A 25,734-nucleotide genomic window follows, 5' to 3' on the forward strand; every position below is an offset into this window, starting at 1 on the left:
GTAATTAAATAAATATAATATGGATACAGAAAATAACAACGACAAAGCAAACGAAATAAGAAAAGTGTGTAGCTATAAAATCTATACTCAAGACGGAAAGTTTACCGAAATGGGATCAGGAAAAGTGACCTTACTAATTAATTTTGGCGGGGGTTCTAATGGAAATACACCTATCACTGGATTGGCCATGACTATGGATGGAAGTTCAGGAACAGATGAAGTATTAATACCTTCTGGCTTCACATCTAGCAGTGGTGGTACTAATATGCACGTACGCCTTAAAGGTAGCGGAAGTAGTGTGAATGCTATATATGGACGTTTGACAAGGCCACTATATCGGGGTTCAAGATTAATCCTCCCTGGAGAATATATATATGTTGGGAAGCCTTTTCAAGATGTTCTTCCTGATCCTCCCACAGGACATGATTTTTATTACATCTTATTCCGTGAGGATGATACTGAGGGACTTGAAGATACAGAACCTATCTCAATGTATTTTGACTAAAAACGTTTACATCTTTAGCTGGAAGCATATTTATTAAACTTTAAGAAAGAGAACAAAATGGTTTTGGTATTGTAGATATGCGTGGTTTTTATATAAAAAAAAGGATGCATTGTTTATGATTAAGAACCTACTCATTGAGTAGGTTCTTTTTTATGAGGACTCCTATATCATACATACATGTTTAGAAATTCTAAAGAGTTTTTATACGCTTTCGCGAAAGCGTATAAAGAAAGATTAATATCTCTTTGAGACAAATTTAGAAGGTTTAAATTCTAAATAGATCTACAACCATAATTCACCATCTACATAACCAGTAAATGAAACAGATATTGAGGTAGGAATTTACACGCTTTAATTGTTTAAGATTAAAAGAAACCTATTAATAATAATTGCTATAGAAAACAATACTTTCCTATTCTTAAGAAAATAAGGCATACTCCTGTGATAACTGGAAGTATTAAAGTGTTTGACCTCTATAGTTTTTAATGGTTTTACTGTTACATAACATAAAGTATAATCTCTTTAACCAAAAAAAATGAATCGCTTTAACAATCAACGAAAAATTCTAACAGCCTTTTTAGTATTAATTTTTTCAGCATATAGCTATGCACAACATACATTTTCTATTGTCGCTGTAGACCCAGTAACGGGGGAAATAGGAAGTGCAGGAGCAACCTGTCTTGATATAGATGATCTTAATGGAGAAGAAGGAGCACTTGTGATAAGTGATATTATTTTAGGTGTAGGAGGAATACATACTCAATCCTTTTTCACCTTTGAAATCCAAGCACAAGCAAGAGCAAGGATGGAAGCAGGGGATTCGCCACAAGAAATTCTAGATTGGTTAATGGCCAATGACTCACAACATCAAACAAGACAGTATGGAATTGTAGATTTGATAGGAGGACCTGGAGGAACTCCAAGAGCTGTAGGATTTACAGGAAGTAATAATGGTAGTTTTGCAAACCATATTGTAGGGCCTAATTATGCTATTCAAGGAAATATCCTTTTATCACAAGATGTACTGGATGATATGGAAACAGGATTTCTAGAAACAGAAGGAACACTGGCAGATAAGTTAATGGCTGCTATGCAAGGGGCAAAACGTATTGGGGCTCAAACTTCTTGTACGAGTAATGAGACAAGTTCTAAATCGGCTTTTTTACGTGTAGCCAAAGTAGAAGACTTATTTACCAATTACGGACATTTAACAGTAGATCTTAATGTAAGTAAAACAGCTTTTGCAGAAGATCCAATAGATGTATTACAAACGACGTATGATTTTTATTTAACCAATCCAGGAACAACCTGTAGTGATACGGTAACAACATATCCATATTCAGAAAGTTTTGAAACAGATCTTGGTTTATGGGAGCAAAACGATAATGATTTATCACACGTAGGAAATACAGATTTTGACTGGACAAGAGATGCAGATGGAACACCAACATCAAACACGGGACCAAGTAGTGCAACAGATGGGGATTTTTACTTATACACAGAAGCTACGGGATCTAATGTAGGTAATCCAACAAAGAGAGCTGTTTTAAACAGTCCTTGTTTTGATCTTAGTAGTATTACTGAGACTCCAACCCTAACCTTTGACTACCATATGTTTGGAGTAAACGTAGGAAATATGGCAGTACGTGTAAATGACGGTACTGGATGGACTACAGTTTGGTTATTAAATGGAAATCAAGGAAATGAGTGGACTACAGCAACAATAAACCTTGAAGAATATGCAGGTCAAACCATCCAACTTAGAATGGATAGTACTACTGGAATAGGACAACGTGGAGATGTTGCTATTGATAACATCATGCTATCTTCTGAAGTATTAGGAATAGACGAACTTGCCTTAGAAACAATACAGATGTATCCTAATCCAATTCAAGATGTGTTGAATATAGACTCTCCTAGAACAGTGATTCAACAAGTAAAAATATATGATGTGAAAGGTAGTATTGTTTCAGATGAAATAATAGATTCTCAAAACTCACAGATAGATGTATCTGCATTAAAATCTGCGGTATATTTTGTAGAAATTTCTACAGAAAGCGGGACAACGGTTAGACAAGTTATAAAGCGTTAAACTTCTTAAATAATCAACCATATTTTATAAAAAAAATCAACCAGAAATGGTTGATTTTTTTGTTTTATAGAAGGTGAAATGCTCTTTTTAGGAACGATTTGAATATGATGGATATCTTTTGTATACGCTCCTGTCTCCCGTCAGGCAGGTTCGCGAAAGCGTACTTATAAAAGCCTTACTTACACGGAAAATCCATAGCTTCTCTTACAAACCCTGTAAATGGATTCAGCGCAGTAACTACCATCTTAGGCATATCTGTTTGTGTGTCCCATTCAAAAAGACGACCATAGTCGTTTACAAAATCAACAAAAGTACCACTAGGATCTTTTTGTCCATTAGGACCATATAAATGATAATCAAAGGCGGCTTGATCTTTATACATTTCGACAAATACAATGTCATTAGGATTGGGGACAGGGTCACTGTACCCCTTCGTATTTATTGCTTGTGGGAGATAGAGTAGTGTGCCAGGTTCGGTGGCTTGTACTTTTGTTGCAAGGGCTTCTAATGCTGGAATGACTTCACTCTCTTTTCCTTTAAGGATTGTCCAGACTGCGGTTACGGATACCATATTTTTATGTGTTTTATGTTTGTTACTTTATATATTCAAAACTGGGACCGACTGCCAATCCGTTATTCCCTGGAATTTTCATAAGTTCAAGTGCTTTGTATTTCATATCAAACATGATCATGATGCCTTCTCTAAGGACTTCAGGTTTTCCATTACAACCTTTGTTAAGATTATCCAATAAATTAGAATACGTTTTATTAAAATCGTACATCTTCTTGCGGATTTCAGAACCTTCTGGATAGTCTTTCATTTTTGGATTGTCATTCATCATATATACTTCCTCCCAATCAATGTCAATCTCTTCACCTGTAGGACGCCCTCGATTAGGACTATCGCGGTGGGCAGAATCTGTTGGTTTATAAAATCGACCAAATTGAACTTCTTTAAACCTAAAGTAATGTGCATATTCTTCGACATCGGCACCAAACCAGAGGTATTCTTCTTTTCCTTCTTTATATGGCTCGGCAAAAATAGATCCGAAACTTCCTTCTCCTTGGTCTACAATCTCATCAATTACGGCACGGGCATCATCTATATTATGAACGGGAATAATGCTTCCTCCAGCACCATAATAATGCTCTGGAGTAACTTGTGGTGTTTTACCAGTAAAGATGGTTTTTCCTTTCTTATGAGCGTCTTCTTCTAACGCCTCCATATCATCTAGAATTGCAGCATAAAAATCACCTATAGAAGCATATTCTGTCTCTCCATCTTTTATCGATCGTAATTTGGCTCTTTCTTCACGTTCTTCATCGCCAGGGTGTTCAATTTTACAAAAAACACGTATTTGTTTTTTGGTCATAGATGTTAGGTTCACAATAAGACTTGGATCTACATTACCTGGAAGTGGTGTTGGATATGAAGGTATAAAAGGTTCTCCTTTCACCTCTCCAACAACAGGTTTTCCTCCTATAGCATTGATTAGGTTTGCCACCATTACCATGTGTAACATTTCTTCAATGACAACACTCTTGATGATTTCTGTCGCCATAAGGTTTTTACCTTCCTTGATAGAATATAATGCACATAAATATGGAGGAATCGTCGAATGTTCTAGCTTCATGGCCGTTTGTAAATTGGCTTTTAGCTTTTTTAGAGTAGGCTTCTTTTTCTTTTTAATAGCTCCAGATGCTCTAAGTAATCCTGCTTTTGCAGTAACCGCTTGTTGTTCTTGATGTTTAAGACGGCTATTAAGTTTCTGACGTCTTGGATTTGTATTATTATATGAATCGCTCATTATTATTTTTTATCTAAGTGTTTAAGAATAGCTTCTGCTGCTTTAAAAGTAAGAGCAGACATGGTAAGTGTTGGATTTGAAGTTCCTAATGTTGGCATATTTCCACATCCTATGAGATACAAGTTGTCATGATCCCAGGTCCTTTGATCTGGGTTTACGACAGAGTTGCTCGGTTTTGTTCCCATCCTGTGGGTACCTACAATATGACCAGCTCCCCAGAAATTATATCCTTTCCCTTTGTACTCTACATAATCAGGGTCAAGTTCTTGGCTATAACTTGTGTGATCTTCAATATTTGCTTCTTCAAAAATCTGATTAGATACTTTTACAGCAGCTTCAAACGATTTATTCATGTATTCGTTTGTATTGTAATGTACAATTGGGCGATAGTTACCAATAGGATCTTTATAAGCTTCGTCTATTGTAATTCTGTTGTTTGGATCTGGTGTTTGCTCACACTCAAAATGTAGTAATAATTGTCTTGTGAGAACATGATTAAGGTGATTTTTCAATTCTTTTCCTAACATATCTTTCCCTAAGGCGTCACTCAAATCTGATCCTGGAGAAAATACAGGCCAAGCCCATCCCCAATTGTCTACAGGAGAAATCCAAGCAGCATGTTTACTTCTAAATGCTCCATCTCTAAACGTTGGAATATTAGTTGTTGATCCAGGTCCTCTATATGGGTATGCTTTTTTAGGAAGTAATCCCCAGGTTAATAATACAAGATGATCCATTAAGTTTCTACCTACTTGGTCACTTGAATTTGCAATACCAGAGGCGAGTAAAATCTTTGCATTTTCTATAGCACTAGCACCGAGAACATAAATTTTTCCTTTTGCTACACGTGTATTGTATATTACATCATCGCCTGTGTCAAAGGTTTTATATTCTATACCTGTTACTTTTTTTCCTTTCTTATCTACAAGAACACGAGAAGCTACGGCTTGTGTTTTGATATCTAGATACTCACCGACTGCTTTTCTCAATGTTTTTAAAGCATTGTATTTTGCCTGTACGGGACAAATAGGGACACAACTTGCATTTCCTTCACAACGTAGTCCTACATTAGGACTCCAAATGGCTCCAGATTGCTTGTATTTTTCTGTAGCGGTACTTCTTACTAGTTGAAGTTTTTTCCTTCTCTTATCCCAAGTTATATCACGGTATTGATATTCTGGGCAAGGAATAGAGTTACGACCTTGTGGGGTACTAACAAACTCTATTTTATATTTTTTACCATCCAGCTTTACTACAGAATCTCCTCCTTTTTTCATTTCTTTCATAAAGACTTGATCAAGGTAGCTCTGCGGAATTTTCTCCATAGGAAAATCATAATCCCCATAATAGCTTTTAGTAACGCCTGGTCCTTTTTGTTCCTTAACATTACCTGAAACGCCAATTTCTAACTCGGCCATCTCATAATACCGCTTTAGATCATCGTATCCAAATGGCCAATCTACGCCAACACCATACTTGGTTTTCATCTGGAAATCATTAGGTAGCATACGTGGTGTAGTTCCTAGCCAGTGCATGGTAGTTCCACCAGGACCACGCCAGTTGTCACTTCCAAAAGGTAAAGGACCCGCTTGTACGAGATAGTCACCTTTGGTACTTGGTTCTGTTGGACTTGGGATTGTTTCGATGTTAATCACATCGATAGAGGGGGCATCTTTTAAGTTTGGATACGGAGAGTTAGGAACTTTTGCTGCAGCATTAAAAAATGTTTCCATATAGGTCATATAATTATAATATGAACCATTGCTTTTCATGGTTGCTCCTGCGGTAAGTCCTGCTTCCAGAAGCAATACACTTTTACCTGCTTGTGTAAGGGTTTTTGCCATGATAGACCCAGAGATTCCTGATCCTACGATAACAACGTCGTATTCTTTGTCTTTCATAACACTTATTTTATGTTTCCTTTTGAGTTAATAGGTTCTTTAGCCCATGATCCATATCCAGGTTGTTTTGCTCCTGGTGGGTGTGTCTCTGCGGCATCCCAAATTAATCCTTGTACATAGGCTTGCCCTTGTTTGTATCCTTCTATAGAGATGACTTCGCCATTCCATTCTCCAGTATACCACATGGTTACTAGTTGTGTGACAAGTGTATTGAACTTTGCATAGGGTAGAAAACGAGCTTTTACAGCATTAATAACTGCATCTTCATCAGGACCAAATTCTTCTACAATTACTTTTGATTCCATCAGAAAGGATTGTAATGTGCCAGCGTCGTCTGCGTCTACATATTGCTTTATAGTATATCTATAATAGGGATCAAGCATCCCTGTACCTAACAAATCGGCTTTTTCAAAACCTGTTAAGTAAGCCGAAATCTCTAGTAGTATTTCGGATCCATTATTATTTTCTTTCATAATAGGTTGATTATGAGATGAAAATACAATTTTGGTGTTTTTGTTTTACACGTATTTATACGTGTATTTTATGGGAGGATAAAATTTAGAATGTTTGATGAGTATACTGCTGATGGAGTGATAATAAGTTGAGGTGTTATACGCTTTCGCGAAAGCGTATATAGTAGCATATAAATGATAGATCAGTTTACTATTTAGTAGTGTTGTTTTCTTTGCGATTTTTTGAAAACTTACGAACTCTTCTTTACATATTTTGTAACAATCACTACTTGCTGACCATTGATTCTTCCTTCTATATGTTCTGCATTGTCATGAACTAATGAAATATTACGCATAAAAGCGCCACGTTTTGCGGTAAAGTTAGCTCCTTTTACATCAAGATCTTTGATAAGCACTACGCTATCTCCGTGAGAAAGACGAACTCCATTTGAATCTTTGTGGATAATCGTATTCTCATCTTCTTCAATGTGATCTCCGGTTGCTTCTGCCCAAGTTTGCACATGTTCTTCCAAATACATCATATCAAGTAAATCCTGTGACCATCCATCTTTTTTGAGTTTATGAAGCATACGCCAAGCAACTACTTTTACACCATCTACTTCACTCCACATACTATCATTAAGACACCTCCAGTGATTTGAGTCCATCGTTTCTGGGTCTTCTATTTGCCCAGCACAGTTAGAACACACGAGAATCTGCTCTTCTTTTGGAGTAACTGTATAGGCTTGTAGATCTTCATCGTGACCACATAATTCACATACAGTACTTCTTTTTTGTAGTTCTCTCAGGTTGCTCATAATATCTTGGATTGTTCGTCTCGCGAAGAAACGAAAAATGAAGAAATAAATGCTGGAAATAGCAATGGTTTTTTATTAAATGATGCCACCTTTTATTTGTCGTTTTTCCTACTTTTTTCAAGTTCGTAAACTTCTCTGCCAAGTTGCGCTAAGAAAGGAATCCCTAGGGTGTCATACTCGTAGATATCATCATTAAAGATCCTATTCTCATTTACGAGTATGGTTGCAGAGAGTATAAACTGAATGTTTTCTTTTGTATCTACAATGTAGGCTGTTTCAGTAAGTGTACCATAAGCGTAACCTACTTTATTATAGATTTTTATGTGATCAGGAATGGAGTCCTTAGAATCCCCAAACATAAAGAATTTTACATAACTATCGTAATAGGTTTCTGGATCGTATTTTGCATTTCTAGGAAGTGTACGCATTGCTTTTTGGATACGATATAAATCTATATTTGATATTTTAAACCGCTTTCTTTTTGAAAATTGGTCTCCAAAAAATAATCGTTTTGTCAATTCGTGTTGGGCTTCTAATGGAAAGTAATTTTTTTTAGAAAAATCGAAAGGCATATCTATAAGAGCACCGTCTTTTATATATCCAGTTCCTTTTTGTTGATTTTTGAGAGAATGGATCTTTATAGGCAGATCTGGAGAAAAATCTGGTATGATGGTTTGGCCTTCATAAGAAGGAAAAAACTTTATAGTATCTCTTTTAGGATCATTGGCATTTGAAGTAGAGAGACGATGAGCAATCCGAGTAGGAGAGAAACCTAGTTCTTTAAGCCGTTTATTAATCTGATCTCTCCCTAATAAATCATATAATCTATTATACGCTTCATTATCACTCACAGCAAAGATCTGCCGTATATCATCTGCTACACTATGTAAGATTGTATCTCTTCTTGAGATGTAAGGAGTGTCTAGGTGAAGTTCTTTATGTTGTTCTAAATATTCTGCAGCGAGCAATGCAATGGGTAATTTTACAGTACTAGCAGGGTAGAAATAATCTTTGTTCTTTGCTTGAAATGAAAAATCTTTAAAACGAATATCTCCTTTATCTGTTGTATCTATTTGGGTGTATAGAATTTGCACTTCATGTTTTTCTATGCTATCTATTACCTTCTTAATACTAGGATGGTCTGATGTTAAAAGAGTATCTATAGTTGTATCGCAAGAAATACATACTATACAAAGCATTATAATTAAAAATACAAGAACCCGCATTTTTAAAAATACTAATTTTTAAGAAGTTATATGTTGATTTTATTCTCTAAGGTATTTTTTGCCTTTTTTTAATGGCCTTTTTGGACGTATTTTAAAGTAAAACGAAAGAGTAACTTTTGGAAAGGAGAAGAAAAAAACAAAGCGCATAGAGTGTAAATTCTTTATGCGCTTTGTTATAGATTATAGTATCAACTACTTCATTTTATATCAGAAGTTTCTATAGCTTTTAGAGGTACTTGGTTATGAAGTAAATCTTCAAATGTTTCTCTTTTGCGTATCAAATGCGCTTCTCCATCTTTCCAGAGTATTTCTGCCGGACGATACCGACTATTATAATTACTAGCCATGGTAAAGCAATAAGCACCAGCATTACTAAAAGCAAGGATATCTCCCTCACTAATTTCTGAGATACGTCTGTTATTTGCAAAAGTATCTGTCTCACAAATGTATCCTACAACGCTATAAAAACGTTCTCTCCCTTCTGGATTACTAATATTATGGATCTCGTGACGGCTTCCGTAAAGCATAGGTCTTATTAAATGATTAAAACCACTGTCTACCTGTGCAAAAACAGTTGAGGTTGTTTGTTTAACAACATTCACATTTACAAGAAATTTACCAGACTCGCTCACAAGAAATTTACCAGGTTCAAAGGTTAAGGTGAGTGGTTTTCCATACGCTTTCGCGAAAGCGTTAAAACGATCTCCCAATTTCTCTCCTAACTCTTCTATATTGGTCTCAATATCACCAGGCTTATAGGGTACTTTAAAACCACTTCCGAAATCAATAAAATCTAAATTTTGAAACTGTTTTGCTGTTTCAAAAAGGATTTCAGACGCATATAAGAATACATCGATATCTAAAATATCACTCCCAGTATGCATATGAATCCCATTTATATTCATTCCTGTATTTTCTACAATACGTAAAAGATGTGGTACTTGGTGAATACTAATACCAAATTTACTATCTATATGTCCTACCGAAATATTTGTATTTCCTCCAGCCATTACATGGGGATTAATACGAATACACACAGGAACATTAGGGTATTTGGTTCCAAACTGTTCAAGTATTGATAAATTATCAATATTGATTTGCACACCCATCTTTGCTACAGCTTCTATCTCAGAAAGGGATACCCCGTTAGGAGTAAAAATAATACGGTCTGCAGGGCATCCAGAGGCAAGACCCAGTTGTACTTCTTGTATAGAAACAGTATCTAACCCAGCTCCTAAACCATGAATATGTTGTAAGACTGAGATATTACTTAACGCCTTTACCGCATAGTTTAGGCGTAATTGTTTGACCTTCTTAAAAGCAGCAGTTAAGCGTTTATATTGAGATGTAATTGTTGCAGCGTTATACACATACACAGGACTTCCATGCTCTCGAACTACTTGTAAAAGATCTTTGTTTGTCATTTCTATTAATTATTTTAAGCCTACGAAATTAGTAGACTAATTTTAATAGACAATACTTAAAAGCTAAAAAGATCAATAAGAAGGTTAAAATTTAAGATTTCGATAACAATTAGTACCTTCCTTTCAACTTTTTTATTAAAAACAGTACTAAAAATGACAACGACATTACCTATGTTTCCTCTTGAATTGGTAGCATTTCCAGAAGAAGAACTTTCGTTACATATTTTTGAGCAGCGATACCAACAATTATTAGAAGATTGTGTAGAAGGTCGTATCACTTTTGGAATCCCTACCTATATAGATAAACGATTAGAATTTGGAACAGAAATGGAACTTTTAAAAGTGGTGAAACGATATCCTTCTGGGGCAAGTGATATTATATGTAAAGGAGTACGTGTTTTTAAACTTATTGATTTTTATAATAGACTAGATGACAAACTATATGCAGGAGCTGTTGTACATTTTATAGACGCCATAGATGATGGTACAGTAGTCGTAAGAGACAATTTTATTAACTTACTTAATGCTTTTTACAACGAACTAGATATAGAAACTCCTGCCGTAGATGTAAATAAAGTTACAAGTTATAGCTTATCTCATAAGATGGGACTTAGCGTTGCTCAAGAATATAAATTACTTCAGATTGCTTCAGAAAAAGAAAGATATCTTTTTTTAATTCAACATCTTAAAACGATGTTACCTACTGTACAATCTATAAATAGAACCAAAGAGATTATAAAATTAAATGGGCATTTTAAAAACTTTGACCCATTAGATTTTGAAGAATACTAATATATATGCTATTTTTTGTGGTTTTACCGTAAACTTTGCAATGATTTATGTTAATTTATTAAATAATACTCAATATATAGTTTATTACTTGTATATTTATAATGCTATTAACATAAGATGTTTGTAATAAGGAAAAGAAATAAAAAACGTTACTACTAATTTAATTAGAGTCTACTTGCTTTAAAAAAATATATACGATGCATTCCCAGAAGAAGAGAATGCACATTTCTTTAAAAAGAAATTAGTAACAAAATAAAGAATCATATACAAGATTTACTCTTTCTATTACATTTTTTAAACATCGTTTATGCATCTTCTAAGAGATGCTTTCTAGCTCTATTTTATTTAAAAATGAGCGCTAATCAATCTACTTTACATTATTTTACTAGTATATTTTATTTATTGAATAGTTATAAAAACATAATTTTTTATGGTTTTACCGTAAATTTTAAGATAATTTATGTTAAAATGTTGTAGTATTCGTAATTTATTATAATTTCTCATTACATTTATACCATTACTAATCAAAATATTTATTAAAATGAAAGCAAATTTTAAATCAGTTTTTTTCTTACTAGCTGGAGCTACATTATTGTTCTCAAGTTGTGAGCGTGATGAGATTACTTTAGATGAAGATTCGAATCTAGTTGTAGAGGTTTCTCCCGAAATTGTAAATGATGATGTTACTTCTCGTGATGCTGTCACAGATGAGACCGTTCTAGAATTAATTAGATCTTTAGAGATTGATGCAGGAACTATAACAAAAGGTGACTTTCATTTACCTGATGGAAGTATAGAAGAGCGTATTTATATAGGAGATGACATTGTAATGACTATAGAAGAGCTAAGAGCGATTCAAGCAGTAGATGCACAAAGCCGTCAATACCGTACAATTAACCTTGTTACTGGATCTAATAGAACGATTGATATCATAGGATACACAGGAAATGATCAATTTGGACTTTCTAGTAAAGGACAAACTGCTTTGCAGTGGGCAGTAAATAACTATAACCGTTTGAGTGGAGTGACATTACAATTTAATCTAACGTATGGAACAAATTTCCAAGCAGCTGATATGGTTGTATATGATAACTCTACAAACAATAATGGTTCTGGAGGTGTAGCTGGATTCCCAACTAACGGAGGAGCGCCTCACAAGTTTATACAGATTTACAATCTTGATGGATTCTCTACAAACGTAAACGAGCACGTAATCACTCATGAGATTGGACATTCTATAGGATTCCGTCATTCAGATTGGTTTGATCGTTTAAGTTGCCCATCTTCTTCTCAAGGAAATGAAGGTCAAGGTTCTGATGGTGCTATTCACGTAGCAGGTACTCCAACAGGAAGAGATGTAAACTCTGTAATGCAAGCTTGTTTCTCAAGTAATGAGGATGGAGAGTTTGATAATAATGATATTACCGCATTGCGTAATATGTATTAATATATTTTATTTAGTTTATTTATTATTGAAAAAGAAAAAACGCTTCCAGAAATGGAAGCGTTTTTTTTATAATATATTTTGTAAAAAAGATTATTTAATTTCCTCTTTGCCATCGGCGTGTATAGCAAAACGTCCTTTGTTTCTGTCATGTGTATGATCATGTGTTGGCCATGGCCACCCCCCAAATTCAGTGTTGCGATATTCGGTTATTGCATCATTAATTTCTTGATGATTATTCATTACAAATGGACCTTGTTTTGCTACAGGCTCTCCAATAGGTTTACCTTGAATAAATAAGAACGAACTTTTTTCTTTTCCATTTTGAATACTAATCTCTTGATCTGAGATGAGATCTAATCCATGATTTTTAGGAATTTGATATCCATCTGTGGTAATCTCATCACCTTTATAAAAATATAATGTTCTATTTAAACCTGAATCTGATGTAGGAACGTTCCAACGTGCTTGAGCATCCAGTGTAATAAGCCAAATCTGAACACCGTTTTCTGCTTGCGCAGCCCAACTATCAGGAGCAGGGGATAAGGCAATGGTATCTAGATATTGACCAGAGATAATTTTCACTTTGATTGTGTGACCATCATTATCTTGATGCGTTACTACAGGAATGTCCTCATGCCATAACATTTTATAATGAGGTTCTACCATTTTACTTACCTTAGGTAGATTGAGCCATAATTGAAATAACAATAAAGGATTTTCTCCTTCCTGGTTTAATAAAGGGAACATCTCACTATGTTGTACCCCTTTACCAGAGGTCATCCATTGTACATCTCCTTCTCCAAACCTACCTGCAGCACCAAGAGAATCACTGTGATCTGCAAGACCTTGTTCTACAATAGTAATGGTTTCAAAACCTCTATGCGGATGTGCAGGAAAACCAGGTACTGTCTGTCCATGGTACATATTCCATCCATCTTTTCCGTGAAAATCCATGCCTATATTACGACCAGCTAGTGATGCATCGGGTCCTAATTGATCATTGCCTTTTGGATATTTGTCTAGATGATATGCACAAAACAAAAATGGATCCTGTGTTTCCCATTGTGATCCAAGCTCTCGTATCTTTTTTATTGCTTTCATAACTGCTTGATTTCCGTGAAAGCGGAAATCTTATTTTAAAATTCTAGTATACGCTTTCGCGAAAGCATACACCGTTACATTACCTTTTAGTCGTATATATAGTATATTTTTACGAGTCTAGTACCTCGCTCCTTGATTGATATTTGCAGATGATTTTTTGATAAAATCACGGATATCATCATTGGCTTTAATTAAATCTTCATTACGTAAATACATCATATGACCACTGCGATATCCTTTAAAACTCAATCGATCAGAGAGTTTTCCAGAAGCATTTAATTGCCACATAACATACTTTGCATTAAAGTAAGTTGTTGCTCCATCAAAATACCCACTTTGAATCATCACATGAAGGTTTTTGTTAACCCCCATGGCTTCTCTTAAATCGGCTCCCGAATTATTATTAGTACGATCCCACGGACGTACAGGACCAAACATATTGTAACTCAAATCAGTTTTAAGCCCTAATTCTTGTGGGTAATAATAATTAATGGCAGGCGTAAAGGCATGTAACCAAGCTGTGAGTTCGCTATTATAATCAGGACGATCTCCTGCTTCTTTGACGTCAAGTCCTTTATAACGAGAGTCTAATCGCCCTATCGTTAACCCATCGCGATCTCTAAGAAGGTCTTTCCAGAAATAAGCTTTAGGAACCTCTAGATTATGTTGTCGTATTGTACGTTCTGATAAACCTGAATAATAAGCCATTTTTTTAATCACAGCTTCTTTTCTTGCGGGGTCTATATATCCCGTATTTACCATCACAGGTAGTAATTCATTTACCGCATATTGCTCACTTTCGGCGAGAACTTCTAGGAGATCTTTACTTTGTAGTACAGGAGGTAATGCTTTATGATACCAAGCAGCCGCTGTAAAATATGGAAGACGGTTTGCTACTTCTACAGGTCCATCAAATTCAAAACCTATCTGTGTAGGCGATACAAGAATCACCCCATTGATGTACATCCATTTTCTGTTTTGAAGCTCCGCTGCTAGTCCAGAAACACGCGTAGTACCATAACTTTCTCCAATTAAATACTTAGGAGAACGCCACCTGTTTACGCGACTTACAAAGGTATTTACCCAGTCTGCAAGATATTTGATATCTGCATTTACACCAAAGAACTTTTTCTTATCAGGCATCTTGCCATCTTTACCAGCAATCATTCTGCTGTATCCCGTATTTACAGGATTTACAAAGACAATATCAGCAACATCTAAAATAGAATTCGGATTGCTTTTAACCCCATAAGGTTGTACAGGAAAACCTTCATCATCTATTTTTAAGATACGAGGTCCCGTATAAGCAACATGCATCCATACAGAAGCAGATCCAGGTCCTCCATTAAAAGAAATAACAAGAGGTCTGTTCTCATCGTTCTTTATATCACTACGTTTATAATAAGTATACAAAAGAGAAGCTATAGGCATTCCTTCTTCATCCCATACAGGCTGAAAACCTGCTGTTGCAGTATATGGAATGGTTTTTCCTTTGATTGTCGTTGTATGACTTGTAACGACCTCTTCATCTACAGGAACGCTTACCTTTTGAGACATCATATCTTTAGACATCATCTTGTCTTGTGCATAGGTAGTCATACATAGAAAACTAACAAATACAAATAGGAATAGTGTTTTTTTCATGGTTATTCATTTTTACCTCCACGAAGGTGGAAGTCACATTATTGGTTATTCCAAAATAGAGTATTGTTCTATTTTAGAGTAGTACTCTATTTTTATAGTTGTAAAATGAGATTTCGATACTATTTTCTTTCTGCCTTTCGGCGAAATTAAATCACTCAGTCTCCTACATAATGGTAATTTTTATATTTTTTCAGCATATTTAACTAATATCATTAATCTCAATAATTTGTAATCCTTCGAATCTAAATATTGATTTCCCTTGCATTTCAAGTATCTCTCCTTCTTTTAATCCATTAGGTAAATCAATAGCCAAAGTTCCAGTATAATCAATACCTATTGTTATAATATCATTTTCCTGTATAGCATTTATGATTTTTTGTTCTCGCTGACTAAAAAATGATACTGCCTTTTCTGCTTGTGTTTTAAATTCATCAACCCCGTTAGTAACTAAGTCAACAGTGTCATTCGTGATATTTTTAAAGATGATATCAGAAGATAAATTTTTTATCATTCCTTTCACATCAAAACTGTTATATGCGTTTATATAACTTTTGATAACCTCTAGTTTTTGTTTATCTACGTTATTCATGTCTCATTATTTTATGATGACTAAGTATTTAAAACTGGTTTGTGCCAAAAAACACCTCCCTAAATTCCTATTTCCTAGGAGGAAAGCCTTCACTTCATTCCCGTGAAGGCGGGAATTTCATTAATTATATTTATGCCTTTAGCTTTATACTAACGGAAAATTCAAAACCGATGTGTGCCAAAAGCTACACATCCTTTTGAATAACCACCACAAGGATGCTATTGTACTATAATCATTTTAACATTTGTATTTCGTATTTCTAATTTCAACTTTACTCATGCCCTACGTGACATCCGCATCCAGGAATAGTGAAACTATTACTTTCTTGATGCCAAGGAAAGGCAGTGCTTTGTTTTGTGTTTTCCCACCAGAATTCTCCACGATTTTTGGTGGTATTACCTACCTCATTCATTGTTGATGTATCATATAATCGACCATTCACCATCGTATGAGTTACCTTTTCTGTATCTCTTATATTTTCTATTGGGTTTCCATCTATGATAATAAGATCGGCTAGTTTACCTACTTTAAGCGATCCTATTTCATCGCCGGCTCCGATATATTCAGCACCATTAATGGTTGCAGCACGTAACGCTTCAAGATTGGTCATACCACCTTGCTGTAACATCCACGTTTCCCAATGCGCCCCAAGACCTTGTAATTGTCCGTGAGCTCCCATATTTACTTTAACACCTTTATCAGCTAATGCTTTTACGGTTTTTGAAGTAAGAATATGACCATTTTGATACTCCTCATCTGGAACCATCGTACGGTGACGTGATCTTGCATCTACAATAGAGCGTGGAGTATACTTCAGTAATTTCTCATTTTCCCACACATCATCATGTTGGTAGAAATAAAATTCTCCATTAACACCTGCATAATTTACAATAAGGGTTGGTGTATATCCAGTGTTACTCGTTCCCCATAATTCGAGTACATCTTTATATACTGGAGCTACAGGAATATTATGTTCTACCCCAGTATGTCCATCCATAATCATGGTCATATTGGTATAAAAAGTCGATCCACCTTCTGGAACAACATTAATCCCTAACTCACGAGCAGCTTGCATTACTTGTTGGCGTTGCTCTCTTCGTGGCTGATTGTAACTCTTCACTGATTTTGCGCCAAAAGCTTTGGTACGTCGTATCGCAGAGCGCGCATCATCTAGATTATTGATCACTGCTTTAAAATCACCATCGGCTCCATATAGAATAAATCCTGTAGAGTAGAGGCGTGGTCCTACCATATCACCGCTTTTTAGAAGTTCACTTAACGTGAAAATGGTCTCAGTATTAGCACTCGGGTCATGTGAGGTGGTAACACCAAAAGCTAGGTTTGCATAGAAAGGCCAATGTTTTTGTGATGGCAATCCATAGCGGAAAGCACCGACGTGTGCATGAGCATCTACAAGTCCAGGCATGATCGTCTTTCCAGATACATCAATAGTATTTGCTCCAGAAGGAATCGATACATTCTGACCCATGGCTGTGATTTTATTATCTGTAATGACGATGGTTCCATTTTCAATGACTTGATCTCCTTCCATGGTGATAATACGTGCATTTGTAAATGCAGTAACGCCTGATGGTTTATCTGTTTTCGCTTTAAGCGCAATAGCAATTCCCGTTACATCTATTTCTGGAACTTTCTCTGGAGATCCTGGTAAATACGTAAAACGGTCTTTGATGTTATTTGAAAAATATTGATCCCCTAAAGTCCACATCACTTTCTGACTATTTGGTGACCAATGGATGTTGATTCCTGCGTCTTTTGCAATTTGAGATACAGGGACATATTTTGAATTGTTATCTAAATCGATTGTTTTTCCGTTCATCACAAGCGGCGCAATAAATGCTTTATGAAGATTGGTATAGGCAATCCATTTGTTGTCAGGACTCGGTATGAGTCTATTTGCATATTTTGATGTAACGTGTGTCCGTTGGTCATTTCCGTTAAGATCTACAGAGATAAGGCTCTTGGTAAGATTCCCAAAATACGTACCTCCAGTTTGCAAGAAAATACGTTTTCCATCGGCGGTATACATTGGATATTCTCCGTTCTGGGTGATCAGTTTCGGTTGTTGTCCTTGCGTTAATGTATAGATACCAGGTTTCTTTGCAAAAGATAATCCCTGATCTGTATTACGTGCTTCTTTACGATAGATGATCGTTCTCGCGCCTGCCCCGGCAGGTGAAAAAGCGGGCGTACGATAAATCCCTTTTTCTTGAGTGAGTTTTTGAGAAGTCCCACCGTTTATAGATACAGTGCGGATACTTCCATAATTGTCATCATTCCAAGTGACATAAATAAGTCGTTGTCCATCTGCCGAAAATGAAGGCTCAAATTCAAAATCTTCATTCTGAGAAGTGATACGTTGTGGCGTTCCGTTAGGCAATGATTTCTTGTATAGTTTACCGAGTGCACTAAAAACAAGCGTATTCCCATTTGGCGATGTGGTGGCGTGACGAATCACTTTTACATCAAACTCATCGGGAGCGACAGGAGATTTAAAATGAACCGTTTCTGCAATTTGTAAGGTAACATCTGCTGTAAACGGAATCAGGTTATGATTGTAATTTCGGATGTTTACTTTGTTGATTTTTCCGCCAGACCAGAAGACAATTTCTTCATTATTTGGCATCCAATCAAAATTGGGATATACCCCAAAAATAGCCCAAGCTTCCTGTTGATCTTTATTAAGTGCATCATATATAGGCCATTCTTCTCCTGTGGTTAGATCATGAATATATAACACCGTTTTTGTGCGAACACGTTTGATAAACGCAAGTAGTTTTCCATCTGGCGAAACGGTAGGACGCGCAGCACCTCCAGGACCATTGGTTAAGGTTTGGATTTTTCCATCCTCAAAATGATACCGTTGGATGACATAGATCTGCTTGTTAGGATCTTTATTGTATTGGAAGAATCCTCCAGGATAGACATCTTCGCTATAGTATAGGTATTTTCCATCTGGAGATACAGATGGTTCGTTTACGTCTTGTTGATCGTTTTTACGTTTGGTGAGTTGTAATCCAGCACCACCTGTATGATGGTATTGCCACATTTCTCCAGCTCCTAATGAACGTCCAGACGTAAAGTGTTTACGAGCAATAAGATATTGTCCATCTGCTGTCCACGTAGCATTATTAAGCAGTCTAAATTTTTCTTTGGTGACTTGCTTGGCATCACTACCATCTGCGTTCATGATCCAAATATTATCACCACCGCCTGCATCACTAGTAAACGAAATTTTTGTTCCATCTGGAGAGAACTTAGGCTGTACTTCAAAAGGAATTCCAGTACGGAGTGGGCTGGCTTTTCCGCCAGAGATTGGCATGGTATAGATATCCCCCATCAAATCAAAGATCACGGTACTACCATCAGGACTTACATCAAGGTTCATCCATGTTCCTTCGTCTGTTGTAAAGGAGTGTGATTTGTAATTAAAGCTATCTCCAGGATTTGCAACATCCCATGTGGCTTCTTTTGTGTCTTTGTCTTTTTTACTTTTCTTCTTTTTCTTTTGAGCAGTTGCAGGAAATGCAAGCACTAGCGCAATACACGCAACGAGGAATCTTTTGGTCATAGGGTGTTATTTTTTAACTGAAATATGGAATAGAACTTCGTAATGAAGCTTGAAGATACAATTAAAACGAAACAAAGTGGTCGTTTTTACAGTAGATTCAAGATGTAATAGATTTTCTATTCTGTATCCCAGTTTTAGTCTTCTAAGATACCAAATTGTAGTGAAAGAGGAGTGTTAAAGAGGTGTTAAGGGGAAGATTAGAAAAGGCATAGATTCCTATAAGAATCTATGCCTTTTTATATATGTTATTTTTATAATAAATACTACCTCCCAGAAGCTTCTATCTTTTCTAAAAGTAAGGTTGCTTTTGAGATATATCCATAATCACTAGATGTACTTTTTTTAGCAGCCTCTAGGCAACGCGTTGCATATGCTTTTGCTGTTTTTGTATCGTTGAGTTGTAACGCTAGTTCTCCTCTGTAATACACATACCAAAAAGCACTTGGACGCATTTCTATGGCTTTATCAAACCAAGTGACTGCTTTGTCTAACTGTACATTTTTTAGGTAATAAAACTGTGCTGCATCAAAATAGGTAGCGGCTGTGATTTCTCCTGTAGCATTTGTGATTTTTGCATCTATTTCTGCAAAGATTGCTTTGTCTGAATCTACATATACAGGGATGCGAACTTTGGTGTTTTCCCATGCAATTACGAGATCACCTCCATTGGTATTGAAGTTTTCAAAGTGAATCGTAAAGGTTTCTAAGGTATCTTCTAGCGCAATAGAAGGCACTTTAAAACGAATAAAATCTTCTGATTCGTTATAATTTCCAGCTCCCCAAAGTTTGCTATTTTTGCTTAAAATAATTGTCCATTCACCCTTCGTAGGAATACTGTATAGTCCATACGTTCCCGCAGGGATGGCATTGCCAGCAAAAGTTACATCTGTATCTATTGTGATTTTTGTGGACGCATTAGCACCTGTACGCCATAATTTGTTATACGGGATCAACGTTCCAAAAATGGCCCTTCCTTGTTTGTTCGGTTGTCCGTATTCTAAGGTGAAGTTGGCAAGACCTACTTGTTGTTGTGTGACTATTTTGGGACTTAGACTCGGTTTTGTGATTTGCGCATTGCTAATCACAGATACAAAACATAGGATGCTAAAGGCAATGGTTTTGATGGTATTCATAGGTACAATTATTTTATTCGGAATACGGATACTATATTACTCGACTTGATTGTCGTCTACAGTATGTAGGTTTCCATTTTTGATGGTATGTCGTATACTTTGTGTATTCCTAATATCTTCTAGTGGATTTTTTGATAAAATCACCAAATCGGCTCTATTGCCTACCGCAATTCCATACCCTTTTTTCTTTAAAAATTTTGATCCATTGTATCCAGAAGTTTGCAATGCTTGTAGTGGGGTTAATCCTGCTTCGACCATTTGTGCTAATTCTCCGTGTAGGGAAGGACCAGGATAGGTGTATGAGTTATACGCACCGGCATCAGATCCAGCAAGAAGAGATACGCCCGCATCGTGTAGCGACTTGGTGAGTATGATAAAGAATTGTTGCAGTTCTTTTCTGTCTTTTTTTGCTTTCGCGGAAGCGTTCATAACGCCTTTAATACGTCCTTCATAGGTCTTGGTAAAGGCAACTTCTAAACATTTGAGATAGGCATCTTGAGAATGATCTACTTCATCCAAGTAACTTAAGACATCGCCTATATGTAGGGTAGGGGTTACAAAAACATTATTGGCTTTGAGTCGAGCAAATGTTTGTTGTGCAATCGTCTCATCATAGGTTGCAATGAGTTGTTCCATACTTCCCCAAAAGCCAAGTGTACCATCTATAATTTGTTGTGTAATCTCTTTTTCGTTAGAAGAACATCCTTTTAAGACATAGTATAAATGCTCAATATTATCAAGTCCAGCATCGATGGCTTCTTGTAATTCGACAGTAAAAGGCATGTGTCCAGAAGTGATCATATCACGAGTTTCTGCAGCAGTGATGATATCTAGGTATTGCTTTCGCGAAAGCGTACTATCATACAGTTTTACATAATCCGTGTCTAGTGCTTGTAAGGAGTCTAACGCTGTGGTAATATCTTCTGCCGTCGAAACGGGTAGTGATCCCGCCCAGCGTGCATTAGGGCCGTCTAGCTTTGGCCCTGAGGTATAAATCGTTGGACCTGTACGAGTACAACAATAGACTTCCTGATTCCATTGTTGGACTTGTGGGGTCAGATCTCCACCAGCATCGCGTACGGTCGTAATACCATAATTAATGTATTCCTCTAAGAATTTTTCATTTTGTGCAATGAGTTCTTCCCCTCCGCGAAAATGAACATGGTTATCCCAAAAACCAGGGAGTACATAAACTCTATCTGCCTCAATGTGTTTAAAAGTGTTGAAGTCTTTTTTAAATTCTGGTGTGATTTTTACAATAACGCCTTTTCTTATATACAACGTTTGTTTAGTAATAGCTCCAGATTCTATATCGATTACTTGCGCATTAGAGAGAACAAGATCAAAGATTTCCTTAGGTAGCTCTTTAGGTGATTCCTTTGGTTGATCTTTACAACTTATAGCTAGAAAAATAATGGCAATACTAGTGATGTTTCTAAGTGTTTTCATAGCTTTTCTTGTTTGTAAACCTTTCCGTTTTTCATGACAAATGTGACATTTCTCATTGTAGTAATATCTTTTGTAGGATCACCAGGAACAGCAATAAGATCTGCCCAATACCCTTCTTTTACGTTTCCTAGTTTTTCTAAGTGAAATACGTTTGCATTGACAGCGGTTGCTGCGCGTAATGTTTGGATAGGAGTCATTCCGTAGTCAACCATCAATTCGAGTTCGCGATAGTTTTCTCCATGTGTATATACACCTACATCACCTCCAAAGCCTATCGTAACTCCTGATTGTAGCGCAAGTGCAAAGGATGCCTTTTTATTTCTAATACGACTCGGATCTGGATCTATACCTTTATTCCATCCTCTATATCGAGAGATGGCATCTCCAGCAGCTAGTGTAGGGTAGAAGGCTACTCTCTTTTCTTTCATGAGTCTAAAAATTTCTAAGGTTCCACCATCTCCATGCTCTATAGTTTCTACACCAGCAAGAATGGCTCTTTTCATTCCTTCTGGAGTACCTGCATGGGCTACAGCATATCTACCAGCGCTTTTTGTAGCAGCGATCATAGCATCGAGTTCTTCTTGTAAAAATGTAGCCTGCGATGGTTCACCAGAGCTCCAGCGATAATCGGCATAGATTTTAATAAAATCGGCGCCATTACCTATTTGTCTACGTACGGCTTTGATAACTTCCGTAGTTCCGCTAGCAGATTCTGCCCCTAATGGAACAGTGACGCCTTCATGAAACCCTTTTGGGCCATAGGCTCCTGTAGCTACAATAGCGGGTCCTGCAACCAATAGGCGAGGACCAGGAATAATACCTTCATCGATGGTTTTCTTTAAATATACATCGCTATATCCAGCTCCTTCAGAACCCAAATCTCGCATGGTAGTAACGCCTGCTAATAAAGAATTTTTTGCATGTACTACACCTCGTATAGCTCTCTCTGTATGTGATTCTTTGAGGACTTGATCATTCCAATTCGTCTCATTGTATGGATGTAATAAGAGATGAGAATGCCCTTCAATAAGACCTGGCATGAGGGTCATACCTTCTAAGCTTATAGAAAAGTATCTTTCCATTTTTTTTGAAGGAGTACCTGCATAGGTGATAATGCTATCTGTGACAACGACTACCCAGTCTTTATGAAGTGTTTCTCCATCAAAAACGGCATCTGGTCTTAAAACGGTTTGCCCATGTAGTTGTGTGATGCATATGGTGATTACAAGAAATAGTATTTTTTTCATAACAGGTATTCATTTTATTTCCATACTTCGGCTAGGTTCAGCATAAACTCCAGTGGAAATCTCATAATTATTTTTCAATTTTTTGTGTATTACTTCTTTTTTTGACCCCAACCTCCACCGTCTCTAGACTTTTGGTTTGCTTCGCATAAATGGATAATTTCTTTGATACGTTTTTGTTTGGTTTCTTCTCGTTTTGCTTGATTGAGCCAGTATAAATAACTCCTACGGTAACTTGGCGCAAAGTTTTTGTAATTTGTAAATGCTAGAGGGTTATCGTCAAATGCTTTTTGTAAATTTTCTGGAATGATGCCATTATCTGGACCATCTAGTGCAGCCCAAGAGCCATCTTTTTTTGCTTGTTTGATAAGGCGTCTGCCACTTTCCTGCATGAGACCTGATTTTTCAAGGTCTATGATATAGGTTTTGTTAAGTTTACTCCAGACACTTTTAGGGTTTCGAGGGCAGAAGTATTGTCTGCGCTTTCCATCTCCAAGACTTTTTACAGTACTATCTATCCAACCATAGCATAAGGCTACTTTTACAGCTTCTTCCCAGCGCATCGATGGTACTTTTGTTTCGATTTTATAGAAGATTAAATAAATCCCTCCTGTTGTTGCGTGATTATTATGTAACCATTCTCGCCATTCTACATCACGAGGAAAGTATAATTCTGGAATTGTGCTCATATTCTTAATTTGAAAACCCTTTTTCCCACTCACTACCTTCGAGTGTTCCGCTAAAAACCCATTTTTGACCAAATGTCCAAATACCCATAGTAAAGTCTTCTTTTATTGTTGTTGCGTTAACACGCCATTCTCCTTGATGATTGGGGTTTCCTAATAATGTTACAGCTCTATCATGAACTCCCTCCATAGTCGTATAGGTAATGATAATTTGATAGAGTAGGGGTTGTTCAGTTTTTGTAAATAAATAGGTATACGAACTAATTCCTGAAGTCGTTGCAAGTTCTGATACTTCTATTTTAAATGCTGAAGGTGTATTACTACGAGTTGCTTCTTTTCGTTTTCTAGTTAGTTTTTCTAATGACATTCCTAGATAGATTCCTTTTTTAGTGAGTTCTTTAGGAAAATAGCGATATTGCTTCCCTTTTGATGCAACGATCGTTGTATTATCAAGAGGATATATACAGGAGAATATCCCTATCCATATTAAAACTAGATACTTCATATGTAGACTTCAATATACACAAAATAATTCCTCATAGTTAGGCTCTTCTTGAATTGACTAGCATTTTAACATCAATAGTTATAAATTAAAAAAGACTTCGAATAATTGAATACCCGAAGTCTTTTTATAATTGGTATGTATTAGAATTTCTTATTTGATAATTCCAGCACAGCTTATACGTTTTCCAGCAGCTCCACTTGGTTGTGATGTTAGATCATCAGTTCCTTGGTGTACGATAATTGCTTTTCCAACAATATCTTTCTTTTCATCTCCACAACCTATACACCATTGGTCTGTTTTAAAAGTGATTTCTCCATTTCCTTTTGCATCTGCTTTAAAGTTTCCTATATCTCCTTTGTGATATCCTTCTGCAGCTCCCCAAGCTCCATGTGGTTGTGCCGTAGGGTTCCAATGTCCACCAGAAGATTTCCCATCAGGAGAAGAGCAATCTGCTTTTTCATGTATATGTATGGCGTGGGTTCCTTCAGAAAGACCTTGTATAGAAGCCATCATTTTTACGGTACCTTCAGATTCTTCAAAAATGATACTTCCAGTAGTTTTAGTATCACTCTTTGATTCTAACCCTATTTTTAGTTTCTCAACTTTTATTTCTTTTACTTCTTTTTTAACCTCTTTAACGACTTCTTCAGCTTCTTTTTCTGTCGTTTTTGTATCTCCTTTACAGCTAGCAAATAATGCTATTGCAATCATAGCACTTGCTATATATGTTGTTTTCATAGGGTTTCTTTTTTTGGATTTAATGGTTCTCTTTTAAAATGATCTCTAAGATACAGGTTTTTCTATTTATGAGAAAGCATTATAATGACTAGTACTTATAATCGTTTGATTAGCTCTCTCGGGTCTGTGATCCCTTGTTTTAGGTTTTCAAAAATCAGTAAAGACTTATCTACTTGAGTTTGTTCATTTTTAAAACGTTTTATATAGTAAATCAATCCTCTTTTCCTACCATCGGTGAGGTTTTCAAAATATGAAAACCCTTCTGGATCACTATCCATAACAGCTTGTAATGCTTCAGGAATCTCTACGCCATAGGTGGTTGTATTTTCAAAAAACTGAAATTCAAAAAAATCAGTTGGAAAGACACCAAGCTCTTTTTGATACCGTTTTCCAAAACTTACTAAGTAATTACCTTGGTATAAACGAAGCGCTCCGTGAAAGACAATGCATTTTTCTTCAAAAAATGCTTTTATATGTATCCGTTTATGACCTCCATTTACAAATGGAATAGCATGCTCCTCTGGTATCATTACGGCATGTGTTCCTGTGATATGGACTGGAAATTTAGGAGAACAAAGACCCATTTAT

General features: G+C 36.2%; 22 protein-coding genes. 4 read left to right on the forward strand and 18 right to left on the reverse strand.

From position 1 onward, the window contains the following. Positions 1 to 19: 19 nt before the first annotated feature. Entirely contained in the window at positions 20 to 505 is a 486-nt protein-coding gene (locus ABJD27_RS04730) for a hypothetical protein (protein ID WP_348170301.1), read from the forward strand. 535 nt (positions 506 to 1,040) lie between these two features. Beyond that, entirely contained in the window at positions 1,041 to 2,597 is a 1,557-nt protein-coding gene (locus ABJD27_RS04735; protein ID WP_348170298.1) for a DUF1028 domain-containing protein, read from the forward strand. A 175-nt stretch (positions 2,598 to 2,772) separates the two neighbouring features. Here ABJD27_RS04735 and ABJD27_RS04740 read toward each other — a convergent pair whose 3' ends face one another. From ABJD27_RS04740 to lysA, 7 genes are all read right to left on the reverse strand, one after another. Then, the gene (locus ABJD27_RS04740) at positions 2,773 to 3,168 is read right to left on the reverse strand and encodes an antibiotic biosynthesis monooxygenase (RefSeq protein WP_348170295.1); all 396 of its coding nucleotides are present in this window, start codon (positions 3,166 to 3,168) and stop codon (positions 2,773 to 2,775) included. 22 nt (positions 3,169 to 3,190) lie between these two features. Further along, on the reverse strand, positions 3,191 to 4,405 hold the full coding sequence (locus ABJD27_RS04745) for a ferritin-like protein (RefSeq protein ID WP_348170292.1): 1,215 nt from the start codon (positions 4,403 to 4,405) through the stop codon (positions 3,191 to 3,193). Positions 4,406 to 4,407: 2 nt separating this feature from the next. After that, positions 4,408 to 6,306: a GMC family oxidoreductase gene (locus tag ABJD27_RS04750; protein WP_348170289.1), complete on the reverse strand. Its 1,899-nt coding sequence runs from the start codon at positions 6,304 to 6,306 to the stop codon at positions 4,408 to 4,410. 5 nt (positions 6,307 to 6,311) lie between these two features. Continuing rightward, the gene (locus ABJD27_RS04755) at positions 6,312 to 6,779 is read right to left on the reverse strand and encodes a hypothetical protein (RefSeq protein WP_348170286.1); all 468 of its coding nucleotides are present in this window, start codon (positions 6,777 to 6,779) and stop codon (positions 6,312 to 6,314) included. 230 nt (positions 6,780 to 7,009) lie between these two features. Beyond that, positions 7,010 to 7,576, reverse strand: coding sequence for a PhnA domain-containing protein (locus ABJD27_RS04760; protein WP_348170284.1), 567 nt, complete (start codon positions 7,574 to 7,576; stop codon positions 7,010 to 7,012). A 92-nt stretch (positions 7,577 to 7,668) separates the two neighbouring features. Continuing rightward, the gene (locus ABJD27_RS04765; protein WP_348170281.1) at positions 7,669 to 8,775 is read right to left on the reverse strand and encodes a serine hydrolase; all 1,107 of its coding nucleotides are present in this window, start codon (positions 8,773 to 8,775) and stop codon (positions 7,669 to 7,671) included. Positions 8,776 to 8,999: 224 nt separating this feature from the next. Then, on the reverse strand, positions 9,000 to 10,226 hold the full coding sequence (gene lysA, locus ABJD27_RS04770) for a diaminopimelate decarboxylase (RefSeq protein WP_348170278.1): 1,227 nt from the start codon (positions 10,224 to 10,226) through the stop codon (positions 9,000 to 9,002). A gap of 153 nt (positions 10,227 to 10,379) precedes the next feature. On the opposite strand from lysA, the gene ABJD27_RS04775 reads away from it, so the two are divergent. Next, the gene (locus ABJD27_RS04775) at positions 10,380 to 11,018 is read left to right on the forward strand and encodes an LON peptidase substrate-binding domain-containing protein (protein ID WP_348170275.1); all 639 of its coding nucleotides are present in this window, start codon (positions 10,380 to 10,382) and stop codon (positions 11,016 to 11,018) included. Between the two features lie 541 nt (positions 11,019 to 11,559). Next, positions 11,560 to 12,465, forward strand: a complete 906-nt coding sequence (locus tag ABJD27_RS04780; protein WP_348170272.1) for a M57 family metalloprotease — start codon at positions 11,560 to 11,562, stop codon at positions 12,463 to 12,465. A gap of 90 nt (positions 12,466 to 12,555) precedes the next feature. Here ABJD27_RS04780 and ABJD27_RS04785 read toward each other — a convergent pair whose 3' ends face one another. The 11 genes from ABJD27_RS04785 to ABJD27_RS04835 all read right to left on the reverse strand — a co-directional run bounded on the left by ABJD27_RS04785 (position 12,556) and on the right by ABJD27_RS04835 (position 25,730). Beyond that, positions 12,556 to 13,566: a pirin family protein gene (locus tag ABJD27_RS04785; RefSeq protein ID WP_348170269.1), complete on the reverse strand. Its 1,011-nt coding sequence runs from the start codon at positions 13,564 to 13,566 to the stop codon at positions 12,556 to 12,558. A gap of 117 nt (positions 13,567 to 13,683) precedes the next feature. Beyond that, on the reverse strand, positions 13,684 to 15,165 hold the full coding sequence (locus ABJD27_RS04790; RefSeq protein ID WP_348172009.1) for a carboxypeptidase: 1,482 nt from the start codon (positions 15,163 to 15,165) through the stop codon (positions 13,684 to 13,686). A gap of 244 nt (positions 15,166 to 15,409) precedes the next feature. Further along, positions 15,410 to 15,799 (reverse strand): nuclear transport factor 2 family protein, encoded by a 390-nt coding sequence (locus ABJD27_RS04795; protein ID WP_348170266.1) that lies wholly within the window; start codon positions 15,797 to 15,799, stop codon positions 15,410 to 15,412. Between the two features lie 271 nt (positions 15,800 to 16,070). After that, the gene (locus tag ABJD27_RS04800; protein ID WP_348202001.1) at positions 16,071 to 19,391 is read right to left on the reverse strand and encodes an amidohydrolase family protein; all 3,321 of its coding nucleotides are present in this window, start codon (positions 19,389 to 19,391) and stop codon (positions 16,071 to 16,073) included. 263 nt (positions 19,392 to 19,654) lie between these two features. Next, positions 19,655 to 20,524, reverse strand: a complete 870-nt coding sequence (locus ABJD27_RS04805) for a DUF2911 domain-containing protein (RefSeq protein ID WP_348169617.1) — start codon at positions 20,522 to 20,524, stop codon at positions 19,655 to 19,657. Positions 20,525 to 20,560: 36 nt separating this feature from the next. Beyond that, positions 20,561 to 21,973, reverse strand: coding sequence for an amidohydrolase family protein (locus ABJD27_RS04810; RefSeq protein WP_348169614.1), 1,413 nt, complete (start codon positions 21,971 to 21,973; stop codon positions 20,561 to 20,563). Continuing rightward, the gene (locus ABJD27_RS04815) at positions 21,970 to 23,220 is read right to left on the reverse strand and encodes an amidohydrolase family protein (protein ID WP_348169611.1); all 1,251 of its coding nucleotides are present in this window, start codon (positions 23,218 to 23,220) and stop codon (positions 21,970 to 21,972) included. The genes ABJD27_RS04810 and ABJD27_RS04815 overlap by 4 nt, the downstream gene beginning before the upstream one ends. Positions 23,221 to 23,309: 89 nt before the next feature. Continuing rightward, on the reverse strand, positions 23,310 to 23,906 hold the full coding sequence (locus ABJD27_RS04820) for a YdeI/OmpD-associated family protein (protein ID WP_348169608.1): 597 nt from the start codon (positions 23,904 to 23,906) through the stop codon (positions 23,310 to 23,312). A 4-nt stretch (positions 23,907 to 23,910) separates the two neighbouring features. Further along, positions 23,911 to 24,408, reverse strand: coding sequence for a hypothetical protein (locus ABJD27_RS04825; RefSeq protein WP_348169605.1), 498 nt, complete (start codon positions 24,406 to 24,408; stop codon positions 23,911 to 23,913). A gap of 150 nt (positions 24,409 to 24,558) precedes the next feature. After that, positions 24,559 to 25,146, reverse strand: a complete 588-nt coding sequence (locus tag ABJD27_RS04830; protein ID WP_348169602.1) for a superoxide dismutase family protein — start codon at positions 25,144 to 25,146, stop codon at positions 24,559 to 24,561. Positions 25,147 to 25,241: 95 nt separating this feature from the next. After that, positions 25,242 to 25,730 (reverse strand): YdeI/OmpD-associated family protein, encoded by a 489-nt coding sequence (locus ABJD27_RS04835; RefSeq protein ID WP_348169599.1) that lies wholly within the window; start codon positions 25,728 to 25,730, stop codon positions 25,242 to 25,244. Positions 25,731 to 25,734: the final 4 nt, after the last annotated feature.

It is taken from the genome of Dokdonia sp., assembly GCF_039945015.1.
Taxonomy (GTDB): domain Bacteria; phylum Bacteroidota; class Bacteroidia; order Flavobacteriales; family Flavobacteriaceae; genus Dokdonia.